At 55.8% G+C, this 26,559-nt stretch carries 38 protein-coding genes; 36 read left to right on the plus strand and 2 right to left on the minus strand.

The features are described 5' to 3' along the window. Nucleotide 1 precedes the first annotated feature (1 nt). The 34 genes from rpsL to bfr all read left to right on the plus strand — a co-directional run bounded on the left by rpsL (nucleotide 2) and on the right by bfr (nucleotide 20,486). The gene (rpsL, locus tag BLU75_RS25935; RefSeq protein WP_002555494.1) at nucleotides 2-373 is read left to right on the plus strand and encodes a 30S ribosomal protein S12; all 372 of its coding nucleotides are present in this window, start codon (nucleotides 2-4) and stop codon (nucleotides 371-373) included. Nucleotides 374-491: 118 nt separating this feature from the next. Then, entirely contained in the window at nucleotides 492-962 is a 471-nt protein-coding gene (gene rpsG / locus BLU75_RS25940; RefSeq protein ID WP_002555493.1) for a 30S ribosomal protein S7, read from the plus strand. Nucleotides 963-992: 30 nt separating this feature from the next. Further along, nucleotides 993-3,098 (plus strand): elongation factor G, encoded by a 2,106-nt coding sequence (gene fusA / locus BLU75_RS25945; RefSeq protein WP_084379724.1) that lies wholly within the window; start codon nucleotides 993-995, stop codon nucleotides 3,096-3,098. 30 nt (nucleotides 3,099-3,128) lie between these two features. After that, nucleotides 3,129-4,322, plus strand: a complete 1,194-nt coding sequence (tuf, locus tag BLU75_RS25950; RefSeq protein WP_029299269.1) for an elongation factor Tu — start codon at nucleotides 3,129-3,131, stop codon at nucleotides 4,320-4,322. Nucleotides 4,323-4,477: 155 nt separating this feature from the next. Next, nucleotides 4,478-4,789, plus strand: a complete 312-nt coding sequence (rpsJ, locus tag BLU75_RS25955; RefSeq protein WP_003186070.1) for a 30S ribosomal protein S10 — start codon at nucleotides 4,478-4,480, stop codon at nucleotides 4,787-4,789. Nucleotides 4,790-4,870: 81 nt separating this feature from the next. Then, nucleotides 4,871-5,506 (plus strand): 50S ribosomal protein L3, encoded by a 636-nt coding sequence (gene rplC / locus BLU75_RS25960; RefSeq protein WP_003194649.1) that lies wholly within the window; start codon nucleotides 4,871-4,873, stop codon nucleotides 5,504-5,506. Between the two features lie 12 nt (nucleotides 5,507-5,518). After that, nucleotides 5,519-6,121: a 50S ribosomal protein L4 gene (gene rplD / locus BLU75_RS25965; protein ID WP_003176424.1), complete on the plus strand. Its 603-nt coding sequence runs from the start codon at nucleotides 5,519-5,521 to the stop codon at nucleotides 6,119-6,121. Then, nucleotides 6,118-6,417 carry a 50S ribosomal protein L23 gene (gene rplW, locus BLU75_RS25970; RefSeq protein WP_002555488.1) on the plus strand — a complete coding sequence of 100 codons (300 nt, stop codon included), beginning with the start codon at nucleotides 6,118-6,120 and terminating at the stop codon, nucleotides 6,415-6,417. Before rplD ends, rplW begins: the two co-directional genes overlap by 4 nt. 14 nt (nucleotides 6,418-6,431) lie before the next feature. Next, the gene (gene rplB, locus BLU75_RS25975) at nucleotides 6,432-7,256 is read left to right on the plus strand and encodes a 50S ribosomal protein L2 (protein ID WP_003186055.1); all 825 of its coding nucleotides are present in this window, start codon (nucleotides 6,432-6,434) and stop codon (nucleotides 7,254-7,256) included. Nucleotides 7,257-7,272: 16 nt separating this feature from the next. After that, entirely contained in the window at nucleotides 7,273-7,548 is a 276-nt protein-coding gene (rpsS, locus tag BLU75_RS25980) for a 30S ribosomal protein S19 (RefSeq protein WP_002555486.1), read from the plus strand. A gap of 11 nt (nucleotides 7,549-7,559) precedes the next feature. Beyond that, the gene (gene rplV, locus BLU75_RS25985; RefSeq protein ID WP_003103908.1) at nucleotides 7,560-7,892 is read left to right on the plus strand and encodes a 50S ribosomal protein L22; all 333 of its coding nucleotides are present in this window, start codon (nucleotides 7,560-7,562) and stop codon (nucleotides 7,890-7,892) included. 13 nt (nucleotides 7,893-7,905) lie between these two features. After that, a complete protein-coding gene (gene rpsC / locus BLU75_RS25990) occupies nucleotides 7,906-8,592 on the plus strand; it encodes a 30S ribosomal protein S3 (RefSeq protein ID WP_003176422.1) in 687 nt (228 codons plus the stop codon). Nucleotides 8,593-8,604: 12 nt separating this feature from the next. Beyond that, nucleotides 8,605-9,018, plus strand: a complete 414-nt coding sequence (gene rplP / locus BLU75_RS25995; RefSeq protein WP_021209374.1) for a 50S ribosomal protein L16 — start codon at nucleotides 8,605-8,607, stop codon at nucleotides 9,016-9,018. Beyond that, nucleotides 9,018-9,209 carry a 50S ribosomal protein L29 gene (gene rpmC / locus BLU75_RS26000; RefSeq protein ID WP_084379725.1) on the plus strand — a complete coding sequence of 64 codons (192 nt, stop codon included), beginning with the start codon at nucleotides 9,018-9,020 and terminating at the stop codon, nucleotides 9,207-9,209. The genes rplP and rpmC overlap by 1 nt, the downstream gene beginning before the upstream one ends. Nucleotides 9,210-9,211: 2 nt before the next feature. Then, nucleotides 9,212-9,478, plus strand: a complete 267-nt coding sequence (gene rpsQ, locus BLU75_RS26005; RefSeq protein ID WP_003176419.1) for a 30S ribosomal protein S17 — start codon at nucleotides 9,212-9,214, stop codon at nucleotides 9,476-9,478. A 23-nt stretch (nucleotides 9,479-9,501) separates the two neighbouring features. Next, complete coding sequence (rplN, locus tag BLU75_RS26010; protein ID WP_002555479.1) at nucleotides 9,502-9,870, plus strand: 50S ribosomal protein L14; 369 nt, start codon at nucleotides 9,502-9,504, stop codon at nucleotides 9,868-9,870. Nucleotides 9,871-9,881: 11 nt separating this feature from the next. Beyond that, on the plus strand, nucleotides 9,882-10,196 hold the full coding sequence (rplX, locus tag BLU75_RS26015) for a 50S ribosomal protein L24 (RefSeq protein ID WP_033059465.1): 315 nt from the start codon (nucleotides 9,882-9,884) through the stop codon (nucleotides 10,194-10,196). Between the two features lie 22 nt (nucleotides 10,197-10,218). Beyond that, nucleotides 10,219-10,758 carry a 50S ribosomal protein L5 gene (gene rplE, locus BLU75_RS26020; protein WP_003210069.1) on the plus strand — a complete coding sequence of 180 codons (540 nt, stop codon included), beginning with the start codon at nucleotides 10,219-10,221 and terminating at the stop codon, nucleotides 10,756-10,758. 13 nt (nucleotides 10,759-10,771) lie between these two features. Next, complete coding sequence (rpsN, locus tag BLU75_RS26025; RefSeq protein ID WP_003176414.1) at nucleotides 10,772-11,077, plus strand: 30S ribosomal protein S14; 306 nt, start codon at nucleotides 10,772-10,774, stop codon at nucleotides 11,075-11,077. Between the two features lie 208 nt (nucleotides 11,078-11,285). Continuing rightward, the gene (gene rpsH, locus BLU75_RS26030) at nucleotides 11,286-11,678 is read left to right on the plus strand and encodes a 30S ribosomal protein S8 (RefSeq protein WP_084379726.1); all 393 of its coding nucleotides are present in this window, start codon (nucleotides 11,286-11,288) and stop codon (nucleotides 11,676-11,678) included. Between the two features lie 12 nt (nucleotides 11,679-11,690). Further along, on the plus strand, nucleotides 11,691-12,224 hold the full coding sequence (gene rplF, locus BLU75_RS26035; protein WP_084379727.1) for a 50S ribosomal protein L6: 534 nt from the start codon (nucleotides 11,691-11,693) through the stop codon (nucleotides 12,222-12,224). Nucleotides 12,225-12,234: 10 nt separating this feature from the next. Beyond that, nucleotides 12,235-12,585 carry a 50S ribosomal protein L18 gene (gene rplR, locus BLU75_RS26040; RefSeq protein WP_003186037.1) on the plus strand — a complete coding sequence of 117 codons (351 nt, stop codon included), beginning with the start codon at nucleotides 12,235-12,237 and terminating at the stop codon, nucleotides 12,583-12,585. 3 nt (nucleotides 12,586-12,588) lie between these two features. Then, a complete protein-coding gene (gene rpsE, locus BLU75_RS26045) occupies nucleotides 12,589-13,089 on the plus strand; it encodes a 30S ribosomal protein S5 (RefSeq protein WP_010566852.1) in 501 nt (166 codons plus the stop codon). 2 nt (nucleotides 13,090-13,091) lie between these two features. Then, nucleotides 13,092-13,268 (plus strand): 50S ribosomal protein L30, encoded by a 177-nt coding sequence (gene rpmD, locus BLU75_RS26050; RefSeq protein ID WP_084379728.1) that lies wholly within the window; start codon nucleotides 13,092-13,094, stop codon nucleotides 13,266-13,268. A 3-nt stretch (nucleotides 13,269-13,271) separates the two neighbouring features. Beyond that, a complete protein-coding gene (rplO, locus tag BLU75_RS26055; protein ID WP_003176407.1) occupies nucleotides 13,272-13,709 on the plus strand; it encodes a 50S ribosomal protein L15 in 438 nt (145 codons plus the stop codon). After that, complete coding sequence (secY, locus tag BLU75_RS26060) at nucleotides 13,710-15,038, plus strand: preprotein translocase subunit SecY (RefSeq protein WP_084379729.1); 1,329 nt, start codon at nucleotides 13,710-13,712, stop codon at nucleotides 15,036-15,038. Between the two features lie 27 nt (nucleotides 15,039-15,065). Then, nucleotides 15,066-15,182, plus strand: coding sequence for a 50S ribosomal protein L36 (gene rpmJ, locus BLU75_RS26065; protein WP_002555468.1), 117 nt, complete (start codon nucleotides 15,066-15,068; stop codon nucleotides 15,180-15,182). A 129-nt stretch (nucleotides 15,183-15,311) separates the two neighbouring features. Further along, on the plus strand, nucleotides 15,312-15,668 hold the full coding sequence (gene rpsM / locus BLU75_RS26070) for a 30S ribosomal protein S13 (RefSeq protein ID WP_047295790.1): 357 nt from the start codon (nucleotides 15,312-15,314) through the stop codon (nucleotides 15,666-15,668). 30 nt (nucleotides 15,669-15,698) lie between these two features. Continuing rightward, nucleotides 15,699-16,088 (plus strand): 30S ribosomal protein S11, encoded by a 390-nt coding sequence (gene rpsK / locus BLU75_RS26075; protein WP_002555466.1) that lies wholly within the window; start codon nucleotides 15,699-15,701, stop codon nucleotides 16,086-16,088. Between the two features lie 18 nt (nucleotides 16,089-16,106). Then, nucleotides 16,107-16,727, plus strand: a complete 621-nt coding sequence (gene rpsD, locus BLU75_RS26080; protein WP_084379730.1) for a 30S ribosomal protein S4 — start codon at nucleotides 16,107-16,109, stop codon at nucleotides 16,725-16,727. Nucleotides 16,728-16,749: 22 nt separating this feature from the next. Beyond that, on the plus strand, nucleotides 16,750-17,751 hold the full coding sequence (locus BLU75_RS26085) for a DNA-directed RNA polymerase subunit alpha (RefSeq protein WP_090221592.1): 1,002 nt from the start codon (nucleotides 16,750-16,752) through the stop codon (nucleotides 17,749-17,751). A 41-nt stretch (nucleotides 17,752-17,792) separates the two neighbouring features. Next, on the plus strand, nucleotides 17,793-18,179 hold the full coding sequence (gene rplQ / locus BLU75_RS26090) for a 50S ribosomal protein L17 (protein WP_003176402.1): 387 nt from the start codon (nucleotides 17,793-17,795) through the stop codon (nucleotides 18,177-18,179). 238 nt (nucleotides 18,180-18,417) lie between these two features. Further along, entirely contained in the window at nucleotides 18,418-19,866 is a 1,449-nt protein-coding gene (locus tag BLU75_RS26095; RefSeq protein WP_084379731.1) for a catalase, read from the plus strand. Between the two features lie 155 nt (nucleotides 19,867-20,021). After that, nucleotides 20,022-20,486 carry a bacterioferritin gene (gene bfr / locus BLU75_RS26100; RefSeq protein ID WP_084379732.1) on the plus strand — a complete coding sequence of 155 codons (465 nt, stop codon included), beginning with the start codon at nucleotides 20,022-20,024 and terminating at the stop codon, nucleotides 20,484-20,486. A gap of 68 nt (nucleotides 20,487-20,554) precedes the next feature. Here bfr and uvrA read toward each other — a convergent pair whose 3' ends face one another. Next, nucleotides 20,555-23,389, minus strand: coding sequence for an excinuclease ABC subunit UvrA (uvrA, locus tag BLU75_RS26105; RefSeq protein ID WP_084379733.1), 2,835 nt, complete (start codon nucleotides 23,387-23,389; stop codon nucleotides 20,555-20,557). Between the two features lie 178 nt (nucleotides 23,390-23,567). Here uvrA and BLU75_RS26110 point away from each other — a divergent pair, with 178 nt between their 5' ends. After that, nucleotides 23,568-24,962 (plus strand): MFS transporter, encoded by a 1,395-nt coding sequence (locus BLU75_RS26110; protein ID WP_084379734.1) that lies wholly within the window; start codon nucleotides 23,568-23,570, stop codon nucleotides 24,960-24,962. 9 nt (nucleotides 24,963-24,971) lie between these two features. Continuing rightward, entirely contained in the window at nucleotides 24,972-25,487 is a 516-nt protein-coding gene (locus BLU75_RS26115) for a single-stranded DNA-binding protein (protein WP_020302451.1), read from the plus strand. A 100-nt stretch (nucleotides 25,488-25,587) separates the two neighbouring features. Here the strand turns inward: BLU75_RS26115 and BLU75_RS26120 are convergent, their stop codons facing one another. Next, complete coding sequence (locus tag BLU75_RS26120) at nucleotides 25,588-26,490, minus strand: LysR substrate-binding domain-containing protein (RefSeq protein WP_084379735.1); 903 nt, start codon at nucleotides 26,488-26,490, stop codon at nucleotides 25,588-25,590. Between the last annotated feature and the right edge of the window lie 69 nt (nucleotides 26,491-26,559).

Below are 26,559 nucleotides of genomic sequence, written 5' to 3' on the forward strand. Positions count from 1 at the left end.
GATGGCAACTATCAACCAGCTGGTACGTCAGCCGCGTAAGCGTATCGTCGAGAAATCCGACGTGCCTGCGCTGCAGAACTGCCCGCAACGTCGTGGCGTATGCACTCGCGTGTATACCACTACGCCGAAAAAACCTAACTCGGCACTGCGTAAAGTATGCCGTGTGCGCCTGACCAACGGTTTCGAGGTTTCCTCGTACATCGGTGGTGAAGGTCACAACCTGCAAGAGCACAGCGTGGTACTGATCCGCGGCGGTCGTGTAAAAGACTTGCCAGGTGTTCGTTACCACACCGTACGCGGCTCCTTGGATACTTCCGGCGTTAAAGGTCGTAACCAGGGTCGTTCGAAGTACGGTACCAAGAAGCCTAAGTAGTAGCGGCTTTTTGTAAAACTGAATCATCTTATTTTCTGAGTCGATAAGAGTAAGGTCGGAGGCGTCCCGCAAGGGCACCGATTCCGAACGAACCTGAAGACCGTTTGAGGGCTTATCCATGCCAAGAAGACGCGTAGCAGCCAAGCGCGAAGTGCTTGACGATCCAAAATACGGAAGCCAAATTCTGGCCAAGTTCATGAACCACGTGATGGAAAGCGGCAAGAAAGCCGTTGCCGAGCGTATCGTTTATGGCGCGCTGGAAAAGGTTAAAGAACGCAAGAACAGCGACCCCCTGGAAATCTTCGAGAAAGCTCTCGACGCCATCGCTCCGCTGGTCGAAGTGAAGTCGCGCCGTGTAGGCGGTGCTACTTACCAGGTTCCGGTCGAAGTTCGTCCGTCCCGTCGTAACGCTCTGGCAATGCGCTGGTTGGTAGACTTCGCCCGTAAGCGCGGCGAGAAGTCTATGGCTCTGCGTTTGGCCGGCGAGTTGTTGGACGCTGCTGAAGGTAAAGGTGCTGCTGTTAAGAAGCGTGAAGACGTGCACCGTATGGCTGAAGCTAACAAAGCTTTCTCGCACTACCGCTTCTAATCTTAGCTTCACTAATTTTGCGAGGGCTTTATGGCTCGTACTACTCCGATTAGCCGCTACCGTAACATCGGTATCGTTGCTCACGTGGATGCTGGTAAAACCACCACCACCGAGCGCGTACTGTTTTACACCGGCAAAAGTCACAAAATGGGCGAGGTGCATGATGGCGCCGCGACCACAGACTGGATGGTTCAGGAGCAGGAGCGTGGTATTACCATTACTTCTGCTGCTATTACCGCCTTCTGGAAAGGTTCTGCCAAGCAGTACAAAGACGAGCACCGCTTCAACGTAATCGATACCCCGGGCCACGTTGACTTCACTATTGAAGTTGAGCGTTCCCTGCGTGTACTCGACGGCGCTGTCGTTGTGTTCTGCGGTACCTCGGGCGTTGAGCCTCAGTCGGAAACCGTATGGCGTCAAGCCAACAAGTACGGCGTTCCGCGTCTTGTTTACGTCAACAAGATGGACCGTGCTGGTGCGAACTTCCTGCGCGTGATCGGTCAGATCAAGCAGCGTCTGGGTCACACTCCGGTGCCTATCCAGTTGGCAATCGGTTCCGAAGACAATTTCCAGGGCCAGATCGATCTGCTGACCATGGAAGCTGTTTACTGGAACGATGCTGACAAGGGCATGACTCCTCGTCGTGAAGCTATTCCTGCTGAGCTGCAGGAACTGGCTGACGAGTGGCGTAACAACTTGGTTGAGGCTGCGGCCGAAGCCAACGAAGAGCTGATGAACAAGTACCTCGAAGGTGAAGAGCTCACCCTCGCGGAGATCAAGGCTGCTCTGCGTCAGCGTACTATCGCTGGCGAGATCGTCTTGGCTGTTTGCGGTTCCTCGTTCAAGAACAAGGGTGTTCCCCTGGTTCTCGACGCTGTTATCGACTACCTGCCTGCTCCTAGCGACATTCCTGCCATCAAGGGTACTGACCCGGATGACGAGGAAAAGGAAATGGAGCGTCATGCAGACGACAACGAGCCGTTCTCGGCTCTGGCGTTCAAGATCGCTACCGACCCATTCGTGGGTACCCTGACTTTCGTTCGTGTTTACTCGGGCGTGTTGAACTCCGGCGACGGCGTAATCAACTCGGTCAAGGGTAAGAAAGAGCGCGTGGGTCGTATGGTGCAAATGCACGCAAACGCCCGTGAAGAGATCAAGGAAGTGCGCGCTGGCGACATCGCGGCCCTGATCGGCATGAAGGACGTCACCACTGGTGAGACTTTGTGCAACGCTGACAAGCCAATCATCCTGGTTCGCATGGACTTCCCGGAGCCGGTAATTTCGGTTGCCGTTGAGCCCAAGACCAAGGATGACCAGGAAAAAATGGGTATCGCTCTGGGCAAGCTTGCTCAGGAAGACCCATCTTTCCGCGTCAAAACTGATGAAGAGACTGGTCAAACGATCATCTCTGGCATGGGCGAGTTGCACCTGGACATCCTGGTTGACCGGATGCGCCGTGAGTTCAACGTCGAAGCCAACATCGGTAAGCCTCAGGTTTCCTATCGTGAGCGCATCACGAAGAACTGTGAAATCGAAGGCAAGTTCGTTCGTCAATCCGGCGGTCGTGGCCAGTTCGGTCATTGCTGGATCCGTTTTGCTCCTGCTGACGAAGGTCAGGAAGGTCTGCAATTCGTGAACGAAGTGGTTGGTGGTGTGGTTCCTAAGGAATACATCCCGGCGATCCAGAAGGGTATCGAAGAGCAGATGAAGAACGGTGTTGTTGCCGGCTATCCGCTCATCGGCCTGAAGGCGACCGTTTTTGATGGTTCTTACCATGACGTCGACTCCAACGAGATGGCGTTTAAGGTGGCTGCTTCCATGGCTACCAAGCAACTGGCCCAGAAGGGCGGTGGTGAGTTGCTTGAACCAATCATGGCAGTAGAAGTTGTTACGCCTGAAGACTATATGGGTGACGTGATGGGCGACCTTAACCGTCGTCGCGGCATGATCCTGGGTATGGAAGACACGGTTTCCGGCAAAGTAATTCGTGCCGAGGTTCCGTTGGGTGAGATGTTCGGTTATGCAACCGACGTTCGTTCCATGTCCCAAGGTCGCGCAAGCTACTCTATGGAATTCAAAAAATACAATACAGCGCCGTCGCATATCGTCGAAACTGTTACCAAAAAACAAGGCTGATTCAGTCCTTTAGGCAAGGAGTTAATTGTCGTGGCTAAAGAAAAATTTGATCGTTCCCTACCGCACGTCAACGTTGGCACTATCGGTCACGTTGACCATGGTAAAACCACTCTGACTGCTGCTCTGACTCGCGTTTGCTCCGAAGTATTCGGTTCGGCAATCGTTGATTTCGATAAAATCGACAGCGCGCCAGAAGAAAAAGCTCGTGGTATCACCATCAACACCGCGCACGTTGAATACAACTCGCTGATCCGTCACTACGCTCACGTTGACTGCCCAGGTCACGCTGACTATGTGAAGAACATGATCACCGGTGCTGCCCAGATGGACGGCGCAATCCTGGTTTGCTCGGCCGCTGATGGTCCGATGCCACAAACCCGTGAGCACATCCTGCTGTCCCGTCAGGTTGGCGTTCCGTACATCGTGGTTTTCCTGAACAAGGCTGACCTGGTAGACGACGCTGAGCTGCTGGAACTGGTTGAGATGGAAGTGCGCGATCTGCTGAGCACTTACGACTTCCCAGGCGACGACACTCCGATCATCATCGGTTCTGCTCGTATGGCTCTGGAAGGTAACGACGAAAACGAAATGGGCACCACTGCCGTTCGTAAGCTGGTTGAGACTCTGGACAGCTACATTCCAGATCCAGTTCGTGTTATCGACAAGCCGTTCCTGATGCCAATCGAAGACGTATTCTCGATCTCCGGTCGTGGTACTGTTGTAACTGGCCGTATCGAGCGCGGTATCGTCAAGGTTCAGGATCCACTGGAAATCGTTGGTCTGCGTGACACTACCGTCACCACCTGCACCGGTGTTGAAATGTTCCGTAAGCTGCTCGACGAAGGTCGTGCTGGCGAGAACTGCGGCGTTCTGCTGCGTGGTACCAAGCGTGACGACGTTGAGCGTGGCCAGGTTCTGGTCAAGCCAGGTTCGGTTAAGCCGCACACCAAGTTCGAAGCTGAAGTGTACGTGCTGAGCAAAGAAGAAGGCGGTCGTCACACTCCGTTCTTCAAAGGCTACCGTCCACAGTTCTACTTCCGTACTACTGACGTGACTGGTAACTGCGAACTGCCGGAAGGCGTTGAGATGGTAATGCCGGGCGACAACATCAAAATGGTTGTCACCCTGATCAAGACCATCGCAATGGAAGACGGTCTGCGCTTCGCTATCCGTGAAGGCGGCCGTACCGTTGGTGCTGGTGTTGTAGCTAAAATCATCGAGTAAGCTCTTTTGAGTTAGCTTTGATGTTTTGAAAAAGCCCCCGCTCAGCGGGGGCTTTTTTATTGGGTTGACACCTATCAGGGGCGTCTATAGAATTGCGCCTCCTTTTAACGGGCGCAGTGCGCCCGGTGGGAATAGCAGCCGGAGTCTGAAATCCAATGCAAAATCAGCAAATCCGTATCAGGTTGAAGGCTTTTGACCATCGCCTGATCGACCAATCCACCCAGGAAATCGTGGAAACCGCGAAACGTACTGGTGCTCAAGTGCGTGGTCCTATTCCACTGCCTACCCGCAAAGAGCGGTTCACCGTTCTGGTCTCTCCGCACGTCAACAAAGACGCGCGTGACCAGTACGAGATCCGTACTCATAAGCGCGTTCTGGACATCGTCCAGCCAACGGATAAAACCGTTGATGCACTTATGAAGCTTGATCTGGCGGCCGGTGTGGAAGTACAGATCAGCCTCGGCTAAGACTCGGGTCTTAGTCGTGTAACGCTCTGAAATGGGCGGCCATAGCGGGTGAAAGCCCCGTACACTCATGAGGTTTACAACATGACTATTGGTGTAGTCGGTCGTAAATGCGGTATGACCCGTATTTTCACCGAAGAAGGTGTCTCCATTCCGGTCACGGTCATTGAGATCGAACCGAATCGCGTCACCCAGTTCAAAACTGAAGAGACCGATGGCTATCGTGCAGTGCAAGTCACTGTCGGCGAGCGTCGTGCTTCGCGTGTGACTGCTGCTCAAGCGGGTCACTTCGCTAAAGCAAACGTTGCAGCTGGTCGCACTGTTATGGAGTTCCGTCTCGAAGACGGCGACTACCAGGCTGGCGATCTGATCAACGCTGAAATCTTCGCCGCTGGTCAACTGGTTGATGTAACCGGTCAGTCCAAGGGTAAAGGCTTCCAGGGTACGATCAAGCGTTGGAATTTCCGTGGTCAAGACAACACTCACGGTAACTCCGTTTCCCACCGCGTCCCGGGCTCTATTGGCCAGTGCCAGACTCCTGGTCGTGTATTCAAGGGCAAAAAAATGTCCGGTCATATGGGCGCTGAGCGCGTGACCGTGCAGTCCCTCGAAGTAGTGCGCGTCGACGCTGAACGCAATCTGTTGTTGGTCAAGGGTGCTGTTCCTGGCGCTACTGGCGGCAACCTGGTTGTACGTCCAGCGGCCAAGGCTCGCGGTTAAGGGGAAGCTGACATGCAATTAAATGTAAATGACGCTCAAGCGATCGAAGTTTCCGAACTGACGTTTGGCGGCGAGTTCAACGAGACGCTGGTTCACCAAGCAGTCGTGGCCTACATGGCCGGCGGCCGTCAAGGTAGCAAGCAGCAAAAGACCCGTTCCGACGTTCGTGGTGGCGGTAAGCGCCCTTGGCGTCAAAAAGGTACTGGCCGTGCTCGTGCCGGTACTATCCGTAGCCCAATCTGGCGTGGCGGTGGTACCACTTTCGCAGCTCGTCCGCAGGATCACTCGCAGAAGCTCAACAAGAAGATGTACCGCGCAGCTCTGCGCTCCATCCTTGCTGAACTCGTGCGTACTGACCGTCTGGTCGTGGTTCAGGACTTCGCTGTTGAAAGTCCGAAGACCAAAGATCTGCTGGGCAAACTGAACAACATGAGCCTGACCGACGTTTTGATCGTGTCTGAAGCTGTTGATCAGAACCTGTACCTGGCTGCTCGCAACCTGCCCCACGTTGATGTACGTGACGTGCAAGGTTCCGATCCAGTTAGTCTGATCGCATACGACAAGGTGTTGATCACCGTGTCGGCCGTGAAGAAATTCGAGGAGCTGCTGGGATGAACCAGGAACGCGTATTTAAAGTTCTGCTTGGCCCGCACGTTTCCGAAAAGGCTACGGTTCTGGCTGACAAGAAAGGTCAGTTCGTTTTCAAGGTTGCAACTGACGCAACCAAGCTGGAAATCAAGAAGGCCGTCGAAAGCCTGTTCAGCGTGAAAGTAGAGCGTGTTACTACCCTGAATGTTCTGGGTAAGAGCAAGCGCACTGCTCGCGGTCTGGGCAAGCGTAATGACTGGAAGAAGGCAGTTATCTCCCTTCAGCCAGGCCAAGATCTCGATTTCAGCAGCAGTGCTGAGTAAGGAAGGGGTGCATCATGGCAATCGTTAAATGCAAACCGACTTCCCCTGGCCGCCGTTTTGTGGTCAAGGTGGTCAACCAGGAGCTGCATAAAGGCGCTCCTCACGCACCGCTGCTCGAGAAAAAATCGAAGTCTGGTGGTCGTAACAACAATGGTCGCATTACCACTCGTCACATCGGTGGTGGCCATAAGCAGCATTATCGTCTGGTCGACTTCCGTCGCAACGACAAGGATGGCATCGCTGCCACCGTCGAGCGTATCGAATACGATCCAAACCGTACTGCTCACATCGCTCTGCTGCTGTACGCAGATGGCGAGCGTCGCTACATCATCGCGCCTAAAGGCGTGAGTGCTGGCGACCAGCTGATCGCAGGTGCCTTGGCGCCGATCAAGCCGGGCAACGCTCTGCAACTGCGTAACATTCCAGTTGGTAGCACCGTACACGGCATCGAATTGAAGCCAGGTAAAGGCGCGCAAATCGCTCGTTCCGCTGGTGCTTCGGCTCAGCTGATCGCTCGTGAAGGTGTCTACGTGACCCTGCGTCTGCGTTCTGGTGAGATGCGTAAAGTGCTGGCTGAATGCCGCGCGACCTTGGGTGAAGTCTCGAACTCCGAGCACAGCCTGCGTTCGCTGGGTAAAGCTGGTGCCAAACGCTGGCGTGGCGTTCGCCCAACCGTTCGTGGTGTTGCCATGAACCCGGTTGACCACCCACATGGTGGTGGTGAAGGTCGTACCTCTGGTGGTCGTCATCCGGTATCGCCATGGGGCTTCCCGACTAAGGGCGCGAAGACTCGTGGTAATAAGCGTACCGACAAAATGATCGTCCGTCGTCGCAAGTAAATAGAGGGATACGACAGTGCCACGTTCTCTGAAAAAAGGTCCTTTTATTGATCTTCACCTACTGAAGAAGATCGAAGTGGCGGCGGAAAAGAACGATCGCAAACCAGTTAAGACCTGGTCGCGTCGTTCGATGATCCTGCCACAAATGGTCGGTTTGACCATCGCAGTACACAACGGTCGTCAACACGTCCCGGTTCTCGTTAACGAAGACATGGTCGGCCACAAACTAGGCGAGTTTGCCGGTACCCGCACTTATCGTGGGCACGTGGCAGACAAGAAAGCCAAGCGTTAAGGGGTTAGGAAATGGAAGTAGCCGCTAAGTTGTCGGGCGCTCGAATCTCCGCCCAGAAAGCCCGCTTGGTCGCCGACCAGATCCGCGGGAAGAAGGTGGGCGAAGCGCTCAACCTGTTGGCTTTCAGCAGTAAGAAAGCCGCCGAGATCATGAAAAAAGTGCTGGAGTCGGCCGTAGCCAACGCCGAGCATAACGAAGGCGCAGACGTTGATGACCTGAAGGTCAGCACCGTTTTCGTCAACGAAGGGCGTTCGCTGAAGCGCATCATGCCACGTGCCAAAGGCCGTGCTGATCGCATCGTCAAGCGGTCTTGCCATATCACTGTCAAGGTTGCTGACAAGTAACGGAGTCGAAGAGATGGGTCAGAAAGTACATCCCATTGGCATTCGCCTGGGAATCGTCAAGGAGCACACCTCCGTCTGGTACGCAGACGGTCGGACTTATGCGGACTATTTGTTCGCTGATCTGAAGGTGCGCGAGTATCTCCAAGACAAACTAAAAAGCGCGTCCGTAAGCCGTATCGATATCCATCGTCCGGCTCAAACTGCACGTATCACCATCCACACCGCTCGCCCAGGTATCGTTATCGGGAAGAAAGGTGAAGATGTTGAGAAACTGCGTCAGGACCTGACCAAGCAAATGGGTGTGCCTGTGCACATCAATATCGAAGAGATCCGCAAGCCGGAGCTCGACGGTATGCTGGTTGCGCAGAGCGTAGCTCAGCAGCTGGAGCGTCGTGTAATGTTCCGTCGCGCTATGAAGCGCGCAGTACAGAACGCCATGCGCATTGGTGCCAAAGGCATCAAAATCCAAGTGAGCGGTCGTCTCGGCGGTGCTGAAATTGCACGTACTGAATGGTATCGCGAAGGTCGTGTGCCATTGCACACCCTGCGTGCCGACATCGACTATGCCAACTACGAAGCTCACACCACTTACGGTGTGATCGGTGTAAAGGTTTGGATCTTCAAAGGCGAAGTAATTGGTGGTCGCCAAGAAGAGCTGAAGCCACAAGCACCAGCGCCTCGTAAAAAAGCTGCTAAGTAAGGGGTACGCCAAATGTTGCAACCTAAGCGTACGAAGTTCCGCAAGCAGATGACAGGCCACAACCGTGGTCTGGCTCAGCGCGGTAGCAAAGTCAGCTTCGGCGAGTTCGCGCTGAAGTCTGTAGCTCGTGGTCGTCTCACCGCTCGTCAGATCGAGTCAGCGCGTCGTGCACTGACCCGTCACGTTAAACGTGGCGGCAAGATCTGGATCCGTGTATTCCCGGACAAGCCTGTAACCAAAAAGCCACTCGAAGTTCGGATGGGTAAAGGTAAGGGTAACGTGGAGTACTGGGTTGCCCAGATTCAGCCAGGCAAAGTCCTGTATGAAATCGAGGGTGTTTCTGAAGAGCTGGCGCGTGAGGCTTTCGCCCTGGCTGCTGCAAAGCTGCCGCTCGCCACCTCCTTTGTTAAACGGACGGTGATGTGATGAAAGCGAAAGAACTTCGTGAAAAATCCGCACAGCAGCTGAACGAGCAACTGCTCGGCTTGCTGCGCGACCAGTTCAATCTGCGTATGCAGAAAGCAACTGGCCAGTTGGGGCAGTCTCATCTGCTCTCGCAAGTTAAGCGTGACATCGCTCGCGTGAAGACTGTGCTCAACCAGCAGGCAGGTAAGTGATCATGGCTGAAGCCGAAAAGACTGTCCGTACGCTGACTGGCCGTGTTGTCAGCGATAAGATGGACAAAACCATCACCGTTTTGATCGAGCGTCGCGTTAAGCACCCGATCTACGGTAAATATGTTAAGCGTTCGACTAAGCTGCACGCGCACGACGAAACCAATCAGTGCCACATCGGCGACAAGGTCACTATTCGTGAAACTCGTCCGCTGGCCAAGACTAAGTCTTGGGCACTGGTTGATGTTCTCGAACGCGCTGTGGAAGTCTAAGGGCTAGGGGTCGGAGAAATTATATGATTCAGACTCAATCCATGCTCGATGTGGCCGATAACAGCGGCGCTCGCCGTGTTATGTGCATCAAGGTGCTGGGTGGCTCCCATCGTCGTTACGCTGGTATCGGTGACATCATCAAAGTTACCGTGAAGGAAGCAATTCCTCGCGGTAAAGTGAAAAAAGGCCAAGTGATGACTGCTGTTGTAGTCCGCACTCGTCACGGCGTGCGCCGTGCAGATGGCTCCATTATCCGCTTTGATGGCAACGCTGCTGTTCTTCTGAACAACAAGCAAGAGCCGATCGGCACCCGTATCTTTGGGCCAGTGACCCGTGAACTTCGTACTGAGAAGTTCATGAAGATCGTCTCGCTCGCCCCAGAAGTGCTGTAAGGAGATCCGACATGCAAAAGATTCGTCGTGACGACGAGATCATCGTGATCGCCGGCAAAGACAAAGGTAAGCGCGGTAAGGTGCTTAAGGTTCTCGCTGACGACCGTCTGGTCGTTGGTGGTTTGAACCTGGTTAAGCGTCATACCAAGCCTAACCCGGCGTCGGGCGTACAGGGCGGTATCGTCGAGAAAGAAGCGCCATTGCACGCTTCCAACGTTGCCATTTTCAACGGCGAAACCAACAAGGCTGACCGCGTTGGTTTCAAAGTAGAAGACGGCAAAAAAATTCGTGTCTTCAAGTCGACCCAAAAAGCGGTTGATGCTTGAACACTGCTAGGTAGATGAGACCATGGCACGACTAAAAGAGATTTACCGGAAGGAAATCGCTCCTAAGCTTAAGGAAGAACTTAAGCTTTCGAACGTGATGGAAGTTCCGCGCGTTACAAAAATCACCCTGAACATGGGTCTGGGCGAAGCGATCGGCGACAAAAAAGTCATCGAGCACGCTGTTGCTGACCTGGAAAAGATCACCGGCCAGAAAGTCGTTGTGACCTACGCTCGGAAATCCATCGCTGGCTTTAAAGTCCGTGAAGGTTGGCCGATCGGCGTCAAAGTGACCCTGCGTCGTGAGCGTATGTATGAATTCCTGGATCGTCTGCTGTCGATCTCCCTGCCTCGGGTTCGCGACTTCCGCGGCCTGAATGCCAAGTCCTTCGATGGTCGTGGTAACTACAGCATGGGCGTTAAAGAGCAGATCATCTTCCCGGAAATCGACTACGACAAGATCGATGCTCTCCGCGGTCTGGACATCACCCTGACCACCACTGCCAAGAACGATGATGAAGGCCGCGCTCTACTGCGTGCGTTCAAATTCCCGTTCCGCAACTGATTGGAGTAGGACCATGGCCAAGATGAGCATGAAAAACCGCGAGCTGAAGCGTCAGCTCACGGTTGCCAAGTACGCCAAAAAGCGTGCAGCACTGAAAGCTATCATCGTTGATCTGAACGCAAGTCCAGAAGCGCGTTGGGAAGCTACAGTTGCCCTGCAGAAGCAGCCACGTGACGCAAGCGCCTCGCGCATGCGTAACCGCTGCCGCCTGACCGGTCGTCCACACGGCGTTTACCGCAAGTTCGGCCTCGGCCGTAACAAACTGCGTGAAGCGGCAATGCGTGGTGACGTACCGGGTCTGGTTAAAGCCAGCTGGTAAGTACTTTCGACGTCCAAGCGGTCAGAATCGCAAGATACTGACCGCCGGTGGCCTAGAATCTGGAACAAGCCCCTTTTGGGGCTTGTTTCATTTCTGCAGTGTGTCTAAAATACGCGGCTCGCCTGAGCCCGTGTTTTTTGTGCTCGGAGATTCTCGGCGACATATGTAGCCGCAAGGCTGATTTTTTTGTATTAGGAGCGTCTAGCCCATGAGTATGCAGGACCCGTTAGCGGACATGCTAACTCGTATCCGTAATGCCCAGATGGCTGAAAAGTCCGTCGTAAGCATGCCATCTTCCACGTTGAAGGTAGCTGTTGCCAAAGTTCTCAAAGACGAAGGCTACATTGCGGGTTATCAGATCAGCAGCGAAAGCAAACCGCTGTTGTCCATCGAGCTGAAGTACTTCGAAGGCCGTCCGGTCATCGAGGAAGTGAAGCGCGTTAGCCGTCCAGGCCTGCGTCAGTACAAGTCCGTTGAAGATCTGCCGAAAGTTCGTGGCGGTCTCGGCGTGTCTATCGTCTCCACCAACAAAGGTGTGATGACGGATCGTGCTGCGCGCGCTGCCGGTGTCGGCGGCGAAGTTCTTTGCACTGTGTTCTAAGGGGGGATAAGCATGTCTCGCGTCGCTAAGAACCCCGTTAAGCTGCCAGCCGGTGTCGAAATCAAATTCGCAGGCCAACAGCTTTCGGTGAAGGGTGCCAAGGGCACTCTTGAACTGAACATCCATTCGTCCGTTGAGATCGTTGAAGAAGCTGGTGAGCTGCGTTTCGCTGCTCGCAATGGCGATCAACAAACTCGCGCAATGGCCGGTACCACGCGTGCGTTGGTAAACAACATGGTCCAGGGCGTAAGCCAAGGCTTCGAGCGTAAGCTCCAGCTGGTCGGTGTTGGTTACAAAGCGCAAGCAAAAGGCTCGGTTTTGAACCTGGCCCTTGGCTTCTCGCACCCAGTGGATTACGAACTGCCGGAAGGCATCACCGCTGAGACCCCTAGCCAGACCGATATCCTGATCAGGGGTATCGACAAGCAGCTGGTAGGTCAGGTGGCCGCTGAGATCCGCGACTTCCGTCCACCAGAGCCGTACAAAGGCAAAGGTGTGCGCTACGCGGACGAAGTCGTCCGTCGTAAAGAAGCCAAGAAGAAGTAGGGCATAGCAAATGACCGACAAAAAAGTTACTCGACTGCGTCGCGCTCGCAAAGCACGCCTGAAAATGCACGAACTCGAAGTCGTGCGTCTCTGCGTGTTCCGCTCGTCGCAGCACATCTACGCCCAGGTCATTTCGGCCGACGGCAACAAAGTCCTGGCAAGCGCCTCGACTTTGGATAAAGAACTGCGTGATGGTGCCACTGGCAACATCGACGCGGCCACTAAGGTTGGCCAGCTGGTCGCTACGCGTGCTAAAGCCGCTGGCGTCTCGCAGGTGGCTTTCGACCGCTCTGGCTTCAAGTACCACGGTCGCGTCAAGGCGCTGGCTGATGCTGCTCGTGAAGCTGGGCTGGAGTTCTAAGTTATGTCAAATAACGACCAAAAGCGCGACGAAGGCTACATCGAGAAGCTGGTTCAAGTTAACCGCGTAGCCAAAACCGTTAAAGGCGGCCGTATCTTCACTTTCACCGCGTTGACCGTGGTGGGTGATGGTAAAGGGCGCGTTGGCTTCGGCCGTGGCAAGTCACGTGAAGTGCCTGCTGCGATCCAGAAGGCAATGGAAGCTGCTCGTCGCAACATGATCCAGGTTGATCTGAACGGCACCACGCTGCAGTACGCAATGAAGTCCGCCCACGGCGCTTCGAAGGTGTACATGCAGCCTGCTTCTGAAGGTACCGGTATCATCGCTGGCGGCGCTATGCGTGCCGTTCTCGAAGTTGCTGGCGTTCAGAACGTTCTGGCCAAGTGCTACGGCTCGACTAACCCGGTAAACGTGGTTCACGCCACTTTCAAAGGTTTGAAGGCTATGCAGTCCCCTGAATCCATTGCCGCCAAGCGTGGCAAAAGCGTCCAGGAGATCTTCTGATCATGGCTACCGTAAAAGTAACGCTGATCAAAAGCATGACCGGCCGCATCCCTAACCACAAACTGTGCGTTAAGGGTCTGGGTCTGCGTCGCATCGGTCACACTGTAGAAGTCATTGATACTCCCGAGAATCGCGGGATGATCAACAAGGCTTACTACATGCTGCGTGTCGAGGGTTAATCGATGAAACTCAATGATCTGAGTCCAGCGCCGGGTTCCCGTCGCGAAAAGCATCGTCCGGGCCGTGGTATCGGTAGCGGTTTGGGTAAGACTGGTGGCCGTGGTCACAAAGGTCAGACCTCCCGCTCCGGTGGCACCATCGCTCCAGGCTTTGAAGGCGGTCAACAGCCGCTGCATCGTCGCCTGCCGAAGTTCGGTTTCGTTTCCCTGAAAGCCATGGATCGCGCAGAAGTGCGTCTGTCCGAGCTGGCCAAAGTGGAAGGCGACATCGTTACCGTGCAGACCCTGAAAGATGCCAACGTGATCAACGTCAACGTACAGCGTGTGAAAATCATGCTGTCCGGTGAAGTGACTCGCGCTGTCACTATCGGCAAGGGAATCGGCGCCACCAAAGGTGCGCGTTCGGCTATCGAAGCAGCTGGCGGCAAGTTCGAGGAATAAATGGCTAAGCAAGGTGCTCTCTCAGCGCTCGGCAAAGGCGGTATGTCTGAACTTTGGGCTCGTCTGCGTTTTCTGTTCCTGGCGATTATCGTCTACCGAATAGGCGCACACATCCCGGTTCCAGGTATCAACCCGGACCGACTCGCAGACCTGTTTCGACAGAATGAGGGGACCATTCTTAGCTTGTTCAACATGTTTTCCGGCGGCGCGCTGGAACGGATGAGCATCTTTGCACTGGGGATCATGCCGTACATCTCGGCATCGATCATCATGCAACTGATGACCGCCGTGAGCCCGCAGCTGGAGCAGTTGAAGAAGGAAGGTGAAGCTGGTCGTCGCAAGATAAGCCAGTACACCCGCTACCTCACTGTCGCTCTTGCTCTCGTCCAGGCTATTGGCATGTCCATAGGCTTGGCGGGGCAGGGCGTAGCGTTCACTGGTGACTTTGGCTTCCATTTCGTTGCGGTAACCACATTTGTGGCTGGCGCGATGTTCATGATGTGGCTGGGTGAGCAGATTACTGAGCGTGGAGTTGGCAACGGTATCTCGATGTTGATTTTCGCAGGTATCGTCGCCGGTCTTCCGAGGGCAATAGGGCAGTCTTTCGAGTCTGCGCGTCAGGGTGATATCAATATCTTCGCCCTGGTTGCCATCGGTCTGCTGGCAGTAGCGATTATCGGTTTTGTGGTGTTCATTGAGCGTGGTCAGCGTCGTATCGCTGTTCACTACGCCAAGCGTCAGCAGGGCCGCAAGGTGTTTGCTGCACAGACTAGCCATTTGCCTTTGAAAGTGAACATGGCTGGTGTTATTCCGGCCATTTTCGCAAGCAGCATTTTGCTGTTCCCGGCTTCGCTGGGGGCCTGGTTCGGTCAGTCTGATGGTCTAGGCTGGTTGCAGGACCTCTCGCAGTCGATCGCTCCTGGTCAGCCGTTGAATATTCTGCTGTTTAGTGCAGGGATTATTTTCTTCTGCTTCTTCTATACGGCGTTGATGTTCAATCCGAAAGACGTAGCGGAAAACCTGAAGAAGTCCGGTGCCTTTATTCCGGGTATCCGTCCGGGCGAGCAGTCGGCGCGCTACATTGATGGCGTTTTGACTCGTTTGACCCTGTTCGGTGCTCTTTATATGACGGCCGTATGTTTGCTTCCCCAGTTCCTGGTGGTCGCGGCAAACGTTCCGTTCTACCTTGGCGGGACCTCGTTGCTGATCGTGGTCGTGGTTGTGATGGACTTCATGTCCCAAGTACAATCGCACCTCGTTTCGCACCAGTACGAATCCCTGATGAAGAAAGCCAACCTGAAGGGTTACGGCAGCGGCATGTTGCGCTGAGTACCCATAAGGTTCGAGGAGTTGGTGATGAAAGTTCGTGCATCGGTGAAAAAGCTGTGCCGTAACTGCAAGATTATTCGCCGCGAAGGTGTTGTTCGAGTAATTTGCAGCGCGGAACCGCGTCACAAACAGCGCCAAGGCTGAGTGTGATCCGCTTGAAGCCCGGTAGCTAGTGCGCTACCGGGTTGATTATTTGTTATTACAGCGATATTATCTCGCGCCCTATTTCTTGGCTTCCGGGGCGTAGGTAGCTGTCAATTGGAGTCCCACTGAATGGCCCGTATTGCAGGCGTTAACATTCCAGATAACAAGCACACTGTTATCTCGCTGACCTACATCTATGGTGTTGGTCGCACAACTGCGCAGAAAATTTGCGCAGACGCTGGGGTAAACCCAGCCGCTAAGATCAAGGATCTGAGCGACGAGCAGATTGAACAGTTGCGTGGCGAAGTGGCGAAGTTCACCACTGAAGGTGACCTGCGTCGCGAAGTCAACATGAAAATCAAGCGTTTGATGGACCTCGGTTGCTATCGCGGTCTGCGTCATCGTCGTGGTCTTCCAGTACGCGGTCAGCGTACCAAGACTAACGCGCGCACCCGTAAAGGTCCGCGTAAGCCGATCCGCAAGTAATCGCCCCAGCGAATCGACAGGAAATTAATCATGGCAAAACCTGCTGCTCGTCCTCGTAAAAAAGTTAAAAAGACAGTGGTTGATGGCATCGCCCACATCCATGCTTCTTTTAACAACACCATCGTGACCATCACCGACCGTCAAGGTAACGCGCTTTCTTGGGCTACCTCCGGTGGTTCGGGTTTCCGCGGTTCCCGCAAGTCCACCCCGTTTGCTGCTCAAGTAGCTGCTGAACGTGCTGGTCAAGCTGCGCTGGAATATGGCCTGAAAAACCTCGACGTCAACGTCAAGGGTCCAGGTCCAGGTCGTGAGTCCGCTGTCCGTGCATTGAACGGCTGTGGCTATAAGATCGCCAGCATCACCGACGTGACGCCTATCCCGCACAACGGGTGCCGTCCGCCGAAGAAGCGCCGCGTGTAATCCAGGAGATCGTAAAGAATGGCTCGTTACATTGGTCCAAAATGCAAACTCGCTCGTCGCGAAGGCACCGATCTCTTCCTGAAGAGCGGCGTGCGCGCGATCGAATCGAAGTGCAACATTGAAGCAGCACCTGGTATCCACGGCCAACGCCGCGGTCGCCAGTCCGATTACGGCACCCAACTGCGTGAAAAGCAGAAGGTCCGTCGTATCTACGGCGTTCTCGAGCGTCAATTCAGCGGCTACTACAAGGCAGCTGCTGGCAAGAAAGGTGCAACCGGTGAAAACCTGCTGCAACTGCTCGAATGCCGTCTGGACAACGTTGTATACCGTATGGGCTTTGGTTCTACTCGTGCCGAATCCCGTCAGCTGGTATCGCACAAGTCGATCAGCGTTAACGGTCAGACCGTAAACGTTCCGTCCTACCAGGTTCGTGCTGGTGACGTGGTTGCTGTTCGCGAGAAAGCAAAAAATCAACTTCGCATTGTCCAAGCTCTCGATCTGTGTGCCCAACGTGGCCGCGTAGAATGGGTAGAAGTAGACACTGAGAAGAAGTCGGGCGTTTTCAAGAACGTTCCTGCTCGCAGTGATCTGTCCGCCGACATCAACGAAAGCCTGATTGTCGAGCTCTACTCCAAGTAAGGGCTAGAAAATAGGTGCATCCATGCAGATTTCGGTAAATGAGTTCCTGACACCCCGCCACATTGATGTGCAGGTTGTCAGTCCAACCCGCGCCAAGATCACTCTCGAGCCTCTCGAGCGTGGTTTTGGCCACACCCTGGGCAACGCGCTGCGCCGCATCCTGTTGTCCTCAATGCCCGGCTGTGCAGTAGTCGAGGCCGAGATTGACGGTGTGCTCCACGAGTACAGCGCCATCGAAGGTGTACAGGAAGACGTAATTGAAATCCTGTTGAACCTTAAAGGTCTGGCTATCAAGCTACACGGCCGTGACGAAGTTACGCTGACCTTGTCGAAGAAGGGTTCGGGGGTGGTTACCGCTGCCGATATTCAGCTGGATCATGATGTCGAGATCGTTAACCCCGATCACGTAATCGCTAACCTGGCGTCTAACGGCGTCCTGAACATGAAGCTCACCGTAGCTCGTGGTCGTGGTTATGAACCGGCCGATTCGCGTCAGAGCGATGAAGACGAAAGCCGCAGCATTGGTCGCTTGCAGCTTGACTCTTCGTTCAGCCCGGTTCGCCGTATCGCATACGTGGTGGAAAACGCCCGTGTCGAACAGCGTACTAACCTGGACAAGCTGGTTATTGATCTGGAAACCAACGGTACTCTGGATCCTGAAGAGGCTATTCGCCGCGCTGCAACCATTCTGCAACAGCAGTTGGCTGCGTTCGTCGACCTCAAGGGTGACAGCGAACCAGTGGTAATCGAGCAGGAAGACGAGATCGATCCGATCCTGCTTCGCCCGGTTGACGATCTGGAACTGACTGTACGTTCGGCTAACTGCCTTAAGGCGGAAAACATTTGCTACATCGGCGACCTGATTCAGCGTACCGAAGTAGAACTGTTGAAGACTCCGAACCTGGGCAAGAAATCCTTGACTGAAATCAAGGACGTTCTGGCCTCCCGCGGTCTGTCCCTCGGCATGCGCCTCGACAACTGGCCGCCTGCAAGTCTTAAGAAGGACGACAAGGCGACTGCCTGATCGTCGTAATCACCGAACGTGAGTTTGGTAAGGAATGAACCATGCGTCATCGTAAAAGTGGTCGTCACCTGAGCCGTACCAGCTCGCACCGCAAGGCCATGTTCCAGAACATGGCGGTGTCGCTGTTCGAGCACGAGCTGATCAAAACTACACTGCCGAAAGCTAAAGAACTGCGTCGCGTTGCTGAGCCGCTGATCACTTTGGCCAAGACAGACAGCCTGGCTAACCGCCGTCTGGCTTTCGACCGTACTCGCTCGAAAGCTATCGTTGGTAAGCTCTTCAACGACCTGGGCAAGCGTTACGCTACCCGTGAGGGTGGCTACCTGCGCATCCTCAAGTGCGGTTTCCGCGCTGGCGACAACGCGCCTATGGCGTACGTCGAGTTGGTTGATCGTGCTACTGCCGGCGAAGCTGTATCCGCCGAGTAAGACGACAGTCTGCAACGAAGAACCGGGCCTAGCGCCCGGTTTTTTGTGCGCGTGATAAAAGCGCGTTTTGTACAAGTTTCCAGCGGTGGTGATTGGCACTATGGACGTTGGGAGTCGTGGTAGTTATTTTCTATTGATGCCTACGGGTTAATGAATTGGTAGTCTTCATATTGATGATCAATACTCCCTCCAAGCCGATTAGCCGGCAGTTCTAAGTCCGACCTAAGGAAAATTGAGCATGAGCCAGAATAAAGTCCTTACTACCGCCAGCGGTGCTCCCGTTGCGGATAACCAGAATTCCCGTTCCGCTGGCCCGCGTGGCCTGTTGCTGCTCGACGATTTTCACCTGATCGAGAAGCTCGCTCACTTCAATCGTGAAAATATCCCAGAGCGTCGTGTGCACGCCAAAGGTTCGGGCGCCTACGGTACATTCACTGTCACCCGGGATATCACTCAATACACCAGCGCCAAGCTCTTCGAGTCCGTTGGCAAACAGACTCCGACCTTCCTGCGTTTCTCCACCGTGGGTGGCGAGCGCGGTTCGGCCGACACTGAGCGGGATCCGCGTGGCTTTGCGTTGAAGTTCTACACCGAAGAAGGTAACTGGGACATCGTAGGCAACAACACCCCGGTGTTCTTTATCCGTGATCCGCTGAAATTTCCGGATTTTATCCACACCCAAAAACGCCTTCCTCAAAGCAATCTGAAAAGCGCGCAGATGATGTGGGATTTCTGGTCGCACTCCCCTGAGGCGCTGCACCAGGTCACCATTCTGTTTTCGGATCGTGGTATTCCGGACGGCTACCGTCATATGCACGGCTTTGGCAGTCACACTTACAGCTTGATCAACGCCAATGGCGAGCGTCACTGGGTAAAGTGGCACTACAAGACTCAGCAAGGTATCAAGAACCTGACGCCGGCAGACGCGGCGCGCCTGGCGGGTACGGATCCGGATTACGCGCAGCGTGATCTGTTTGGTGCGATCGAACGGGGTGATTTCCCGAAATGGAGTGTTTGCATCCAGATCATGAGCGAGGCTCAGGCCAATGCACATTACGAAAACCCGTTCGATGTGACCAAGACCTGGTCACAAAAAGAGTTTCCACTGATCGAAGTCGGCGAGTTGGAATTGAACCGCAACCCGCTGAATTACTTCGCTGAAGTAGAGCAGGCGGCATTCGGTCCGAGCAACATGGTTCCAGGTGTCGGCCTGTCACCGGACCGCATGCTGCAAGGCCGTGTGTTCGCTTACGCGGATGCTCACCGTTACCGTGTGGGTACCAATCACCAGCAACTGCCGGTGAATGCGCCGCGCAGTCCGGTCAACAGCTACCAGCGCGATGGTTCCATGGCATTTGGCGGCAACGGCGGTGCAGCTCCGAATTACGAGCCAAACAGCTACGCCGATGCTCCGAAGCAGGCTGCACAATATGCCGAGCCAGCCTTGGCACTTAGCGGGGCGGCTGATCGTTACGATCATCGCGAGGATACCGACTACTACAGCCATGCCGGAGCGCTGTTTCGCCTGATGAGTGATGAGCAGAGAACGCTGTTGATCAACAATATCGCCGGCGCGATGGACGGCGTTTCCAGCGATGTGGTTCAGCGTCAATTGCAACACTTTCTCAAGGCCGATCGCGCTTATGGAGAAGGAATCGCAAAGGCGCTGGGTGTATCGCTTAACTAACTCTAAGTGATAAGCAGAACCGCCCTCATTTGGGCTGTTTTTGCGTTATTTCGGCTACTTTTCTCTGAAAATCTTCACTTTTCTGCCGTTCGTCCCGTGACCTGCAAGTCGTCATGGTTCAAACTACAGACTTTCAAGCAGGGAGATTTAGGGCGATGCAAGGTCACCCCGACGTAATCGATTACCTCAACACGTTGCTGACGGGCGAACTGGCAGCTCGTGACCAATATTTCATTCACTCGCGGATGTGCGAAGACTGGGGCTTTACCGAGCTCTACGAGCGCATCAACCACGAAATGGAAGAAGAGGCGCAACACGCCGACGCACTGATGCGCCGTATCCTGATGCTCGAAGGCACGCCGCGCATGCGTCCTGACGACCTGGATACCGGTAGCACCGTACCGGAGATGTTGGCCGCTGACCTGCGCCTGGAATACAAAGTCCGCGCCGCCCTGTGCAAGGGCATTGAGTTGTGCGAGCAACACAATGACTACGTCACCCGGGAAATCCTGCGGGTCCAGCTCAACGACACCGAAGAAGACCACACCTACTGGCTGGAAAAGCAGTTGGGTCTGATCAAGCTGGTCGGCCTCGAGAATTACCTGCAATCGCAATTCTGATTCCATCAGCTACAAAAAAGCCCCTGTCGCCGAGAAAGTGACAGGGGCTTTTTCATGGGGCTGACGAATCAGGCCCTGTCGCGCTCCAACAGGGGTTTCAGGTAATAACCGGTATGCGATTGTGGCATTTCGGCAACTTGCTCCGGCGTACCCACCGCAATGATCTGGCCACCCTTGGAACCGCCTTCCGGCCCGAGGTCGACCAACCAGTCGGCGGTCTTGATCACGTCCAGGTTGTGTTCGATCACAACCACGGTGTTGCCGTGGTCGCGTAAGCGGTGCAGCACGTCCAGCAATTGCTGAATGTCCGCGAAGTGCAGGCCGGTGGTTGGTTCGTCAAGAATGTACAGGGTCTTGCCGGTGTCACGCTTGGACAGCTCGCGAGACAACTTCACGCGCTGCGCTTCACCGCCCGACAGCGTGGTCGCCGATTGCCCGAGCTTGATGTAGGACAGGCCGACGTCCATCAGTGTCTGCAGCTTGCGCGCGAGTGCCGGAACCGCATCAAAAAACACCCGGGCTTCCTCGATGGTCATTTCGAGGGTTTCGTGGATGTTCTTGCCTTTGTACTTGATCTCCAGGGTTTCACGGTTGTAGCGCTTGCTCTTGCACACATCGCACGGCACATAGATGTCCGGCAGAAAGTGCATCTCCACTTTGATCAGGCCATCGCCCTGGCAGGCCTCACAGCGCCCACCCTTGACGTTGAACGAAAAACGTCCCGGCCCGTAACCGCGGGAGCGCGACTCCGGCACGCCGGCGAACAACTCGCGAATCGGCGTGAACAGGCCGGTGTAAGTCGCCGGGTTGGAGCGCGGCGTCCGTCCAATCGGGCTCTGGTCGATATCGACCACCTTGTCCAGGTGTTCCAGGCCCTTGATGCTGTCGTGAGCGGCGGCCTCCAGTGTGGTCGCGCCGTTCAGCGCGGTGGCGCTCAACGGGTACAGCGTGTTGTTGATCAGTGTCGATTTACCCGAGCCGGACACGCCGGTAACACAGGTCAGCAGGCCGAGCGGGATCTCCAGGTCGACATTGCGCAGATTGTTGCCGCGTGCGCCCTTGAGCTGCAGTGTCAGCTTCTTGTTGCGTGGGGTGCGCTTGGCTGGCACCGCAATCTTCACCCGGCCGGACAAATACTTGCCGGTCAGCGAGTCGGGATGGGCCATGACCTCGGCCGGGGTGCCCTCTGCAACAATATTGCCGCCATGCACACCCGCGCCCGGGCCGATGTCGACCACATAGTCGGCCAGGCGAATCGCGTCTTCATCGTGCTCGACCACGATCACCGTGTTGCCGATGTCGCGTAGATGTTTCAACGTGCCCAGCAGGCGATCATTGTCCCGTTGGTGCAAGCCAATGGACGGCTCGTCGAGAATGTAGAGCACGCCCACCAGGCCGGCGCCGATCTGGCTGGCCAGGCGAATCCGCTGGGCCTCGCCGCCGGACAAGGTATCTGCGCTGCGGTCCAGCGAAAGATAGTCCAGGCCGACATTGACCAGGAACTGCAAACGCTCGCGGATTTCCTTGAGGATCTTGTCGGCAATCTCCCCCCGGCGTCCCGTCAGCTTGAGTACGCCAAAGTACTCGCACGCATCACCGATCGGCAGGTTGGTCACCGCCGGCAGGGTCTTTTCACCGACCCACACATGCCGCGCCTCACGACGCAGGCGAGTGCCTCGGCAATCCGGGCAAGGTTGGGTGCTGAGGAACTTGGCCAGTTCTTCACGGACGCTGGCCGATTCGGTTTCGCGGTAGCGCCGTTCCAGGTTCGGCACGATGCCTTCGAACGGGTGCGAGCGTTTGACGATATCGCCGCGATCGTTCAAGTATTTGAAGTCGACGTTCTGCGAACCGCTGCCCTGCAGGATAACTTTTTGCTGCTCCGCCGGAAGCTCCTTGAAGGGCACCTCCAGGCTGAACTTATAGTGCGAGGCCAGGGAACCGAGCATCTGGAAATAGTAGACGTTACGCCTGTCCCAGCCACGTATCGCCCCTTCGGCCAGGGTCAACTCACCATTGACCAAGCGCTTGATATCGAAGAACTGCTTGACCCCCAGGCCGTCGCAGGTCGGGCAGGCACCAGCCGGGTTATTGAAGGAGAACAGTTTGGGTTCAAGCTCGCTGATAGCATGCCCACAAATCGGGCAGGCGAAGCGTGCGGAAAAGATGGTTTCTTCGCCGGGCTCGTCGTCCATCGGCGCCACCAGGGCGATACCGTCCGCCAGTTTCAGCGCGGTCTCGAACGACTCCGCCAGGCGTTGTTGCAGATCTGCACGCACCTTGAAGCGGTCGACCACCACGTCGATGGAATGCTTCTTCTGCTTATCCAGCTTCGGTGCTTCGTCCAGCTCGTACAGCTTGCCGTTGATCCGCGCCCGCACAAAACCTTGTGCCCGCAGTTCTTCAAAGACCGACAGGTGTTCGCCCTTGCGCTCGCGAATCACCGGCGCCAGCAGCATCAGTTTGGCGCCTTCCGGCTGCGTCAGCACCAGGTCGACCATCTGGCTGACGGTCTGGGCTTCCAGCGGGATATCGTGATCCGGGCAGCGCGGAATACCGACGCGGGCGTACAGCAGACGCAGGTAGTCGTAGATCTCGGTGATGGTGCCGACAGTGGAGCGAGGGTTGTGCGATGTGGATTTCTGTTCGATGGAAATCGCCGGCGACAGGCCCTCGATGGTGTCGACGTCAGGTTTTTCCATCATCGACAGAAACTGCCGGGCGTAGGCCGACAGCGACTCCACGTAGCGGCGCTGGCCTTCGGCATACAGGGTATCGAAAGCCAGGGACGACTTGCCGGACCCCGACAGGCCGGTGATGACGATCAGTTTGTCCCGGGGCAGGGTCAGGTCGATGTTCTTCAGGTTGTGGGTTCTAGCCCCACGAATCAGGATCTTGTCCAAGATGGCCTCGCACGGCGGGCTTAAATAATGCGGGAGTATACGGCTAAAGACTGGATGAATATACACTGTCAAAGTGCCGGGTGCAGCCTTACATGAAACCTGCGCGGCAAAGCGCCGCATATACCCTCTCAATCGATGGGACTGGTAGAATCGCCGCCGGTTCACACGAGGTTTTTCCATGCACGATCCCCACAGCGAACGCATGAGTAGCGGCGAGACCCGAGCGGCAAGTGGTCTGGCCCTAGTGTTCGCGTTCCGTATGCTTGGCATGTTTATGGTGTTGCCGGTGCTGGCGACCTATGGGATGGATCTCGCAGGAGCGACCCCCGCATTGATCGGCCTGGCCATTGGTGCCTATGGCCTGACCCAGGCGATTTTCCAGATTCCGTTCGGGATTGTTTCCGACCGCATCGGTCGGCGGCCAGTGATTTACCTGGGGCTGATCGTCTTTGCCCTGGGCAGCGTGCTTGCGGCTCAGTCCGACTCGATATGGGGCGTGATTGCCGGACGTATCCTGCAAGGTGCCGGGGCGATTTCCGCGGCGGTCATGGCGCTGCTGTCCGACCTGACCCGCGAACAGCATCGCACCAAGGCCATGGCCATGATCGGCATGACCATCGGCCTGTCGTTTGCCGTGGCCATGGTGGTTGGCCCGTTGCTGACACGTGCCTTCGGCCTGCACGGGCTGTTCCTGGTCACGGGCGGCCTGGCATTGTTCGGTATCGTGATCGTTGCCTGGATGGTCCCGCGTTCCACCGGGACGCTCCAGCACCGTGAGTCCGGCGTCGCACGGAAGGATTTATTGCCGACCCTCCAGCATCCTGACCTGCTGCGTCTGGATTTGGGTATCTTCGTATTACACGCGATGCTGATGTGCAGCTTCGTCGCATTGCCCCTGGCCCTGGTGGAAAAAGCCGGGCTGCCCAAGGAGCAGCACTGGTGGGTGTATCTCACCGCGCTGCTGATTTCGTTCTTCGCCATGATCCCGTTCATCATCTATGGCGAGAAGAAACGCAAAATGAAACGAGTTCTGCAGGGCGCCGTCGCGACATTGATGCTCACTGAGCTATTCTTCTGGCAGTTCGGCGACAGCCTGCGCGCACTGGTAATCGGCACGGTGGTGTTTTTCACCGCGTTCAACCTGCTTGAGGCTTCGTTGCCGTCGCTGATCAGCAAAGTTTCACCGGCCGGCGGCAAGGGCACGGCGATGGGGGTTTACTCCACCAGCCAGTTCCTCGGTTCTGCATTGGGCGGCATCCTGGGCGGCTGGATGTTTCAGCATGGCGGTTTGTCGGTTGTGTTCTTGGGATGCGCAGGTCTGGCTGCCCTCTGGCTGGCCTTTGCTGTTACCATGCGCGAACCTCCGTATGTGACGAGCCTGCGCTTGCCGTTATCGCCTGAAGCGATCCGCGAAGTCGGCCTGGTCGAGCGCCTGAAGGCCGTCGTCGGAGTGACGGATGCAGTAGTGGTCGCAGAAGAAGCTGCGATTTACATCAAATTGGACACCGAATTATTGGATCGCGCGACGCTCGAGCAGTTGGTCAACCCAGTGCCGACAGCGCGCCCAGCCTAGGAGAACGTTATGGCCCGTGGGGTTAACAAAGTCATATTGGTCGGTACATGCGGCCAGGATCCCGAAGTTCGCTACTTGCCTAACGGTAACGCCGTGACCAACCTGAGTCTGGCGACCAGCGAACAGTGGACCGACAAGCAAACCGGCCAGAAGGTCGAGAAAACCGAATGGCACCGTGTGTCGATGTTCGGCAAGGTTGCAGAGATCGCCGGTGAATACCTGCGCAAAGGTTCGCAGGTCTACATCGAAGGCAAATTGCAAACCCGCGAGTGGGAAAAAGACGGCATCAAGCGTTACACCACTGAAATCGTGGTCGACATGCAAGGCACCATGCAACTGCTGGGCGGCCGTCCACAAGGCGACCAACAAGGCCAGGGTGGCATGTCCAACTCGGCGCCGCGTCCACAGCAGTCCCGTCCGCAGCCAAGCCAGCAGCCACAGCGTGAGTCGCGTCCAGCGCCACAGCAGGCAGCACCGCAACCGGCTCAGGATTTCGACAGCTTTGATGACGATATTCCGTTCTAAGAAACAGCTACCACCGATTTGCTAAAAAAGCCCAGCGTCCCCAAGGACGCTGGGCTTTTTTCTGCCTGAAACATCACGGCGGTCGGTCTTGGCGCTTGCGTTAAACCTGTGCCAGCTCCTGCGCCAGGTCTATGAAGTTCTGCAACGGTGTCGACGGATTGAACGTGCGTCGCACAAGGTTGATCGGTGCCACCAGTTCCGGTTGAGCGTCGCTGATTCGGCAATACACCACGCTTTCGCTATGTACACCGCGCATCGACGCCGGTACCACCGAGATCCCTTCGCCAGCCGCTACCAGGCTGACGTTGGTCAGCATGCGTTCGACCTCAAAGGCGATCGTCGGCTCAAAGCCTGCGTTCCGGCAAGCCTCAATCAGACTGGCATACATGCCTGGCGCGCCGGGACGGCGCACCAGAATGAGGCGTTCATGCTTGAGATCATGGATGCTGATCCTGACGTCGGTCCCTTTGAACAATGGATGTCCGATGGGCAGGGTGAGCAACATTTCTTCGCTGAGCAGAGGGTGGTAGGTCAAGTCCTGGGCTCCGCTTACCGGGGCGCGGAGAATGCCGATGTCGATGCGTTTTTCGAGGGTGTCCTCGGTCACTTCCCGCGCACTCCCTTCATTGAGAGAGAGCTCCACCCCGGGGTACCGTTCGCGGTAGGCCCGGATGATTTTCGGTATCAGCGGATGCGCGGCGGTGGAGCTGGTGAAGCCGATCATCAAGGTCCCTTCGATGCCGTGGGCAACTCGGTAGGCCTTGCGGCAACCCTGTTCAAGACGGGCGAGGAGGGTTCGGGCTTCTTCGAGGAACACCAGGCCACCAGCCGTCAGGTCGACGCCTTTGGCGTGACGCTTGAACAGGTCGAATCCCAGTTCTTGCTCCAGCGCGCGAACCTGTTGGCTGAGAGGCGGCTGTTGCATGTTCAGGCGGGCGGCGGCGCGGGTGAAATGGCGTTCTTCGGCCACCATGATGAAATAGCGTAAATGGCGAAGTTCCATGGTGGTATATCCCGTGCCAAGACTTTATTATTCGGAGCTTGAATCGACCGTTGGCGAGCAATATGCCGA

This window comes from Pseudomonas mucidolens, assembly GCF_900106045.1.
GTDB lineage: Bacteria > Pseudomonadota > Gammaproteobacteria > Pseudomonadales > Pseudomonadaceae > Aquipseudomonas > Aquipseudomonas mucidolens.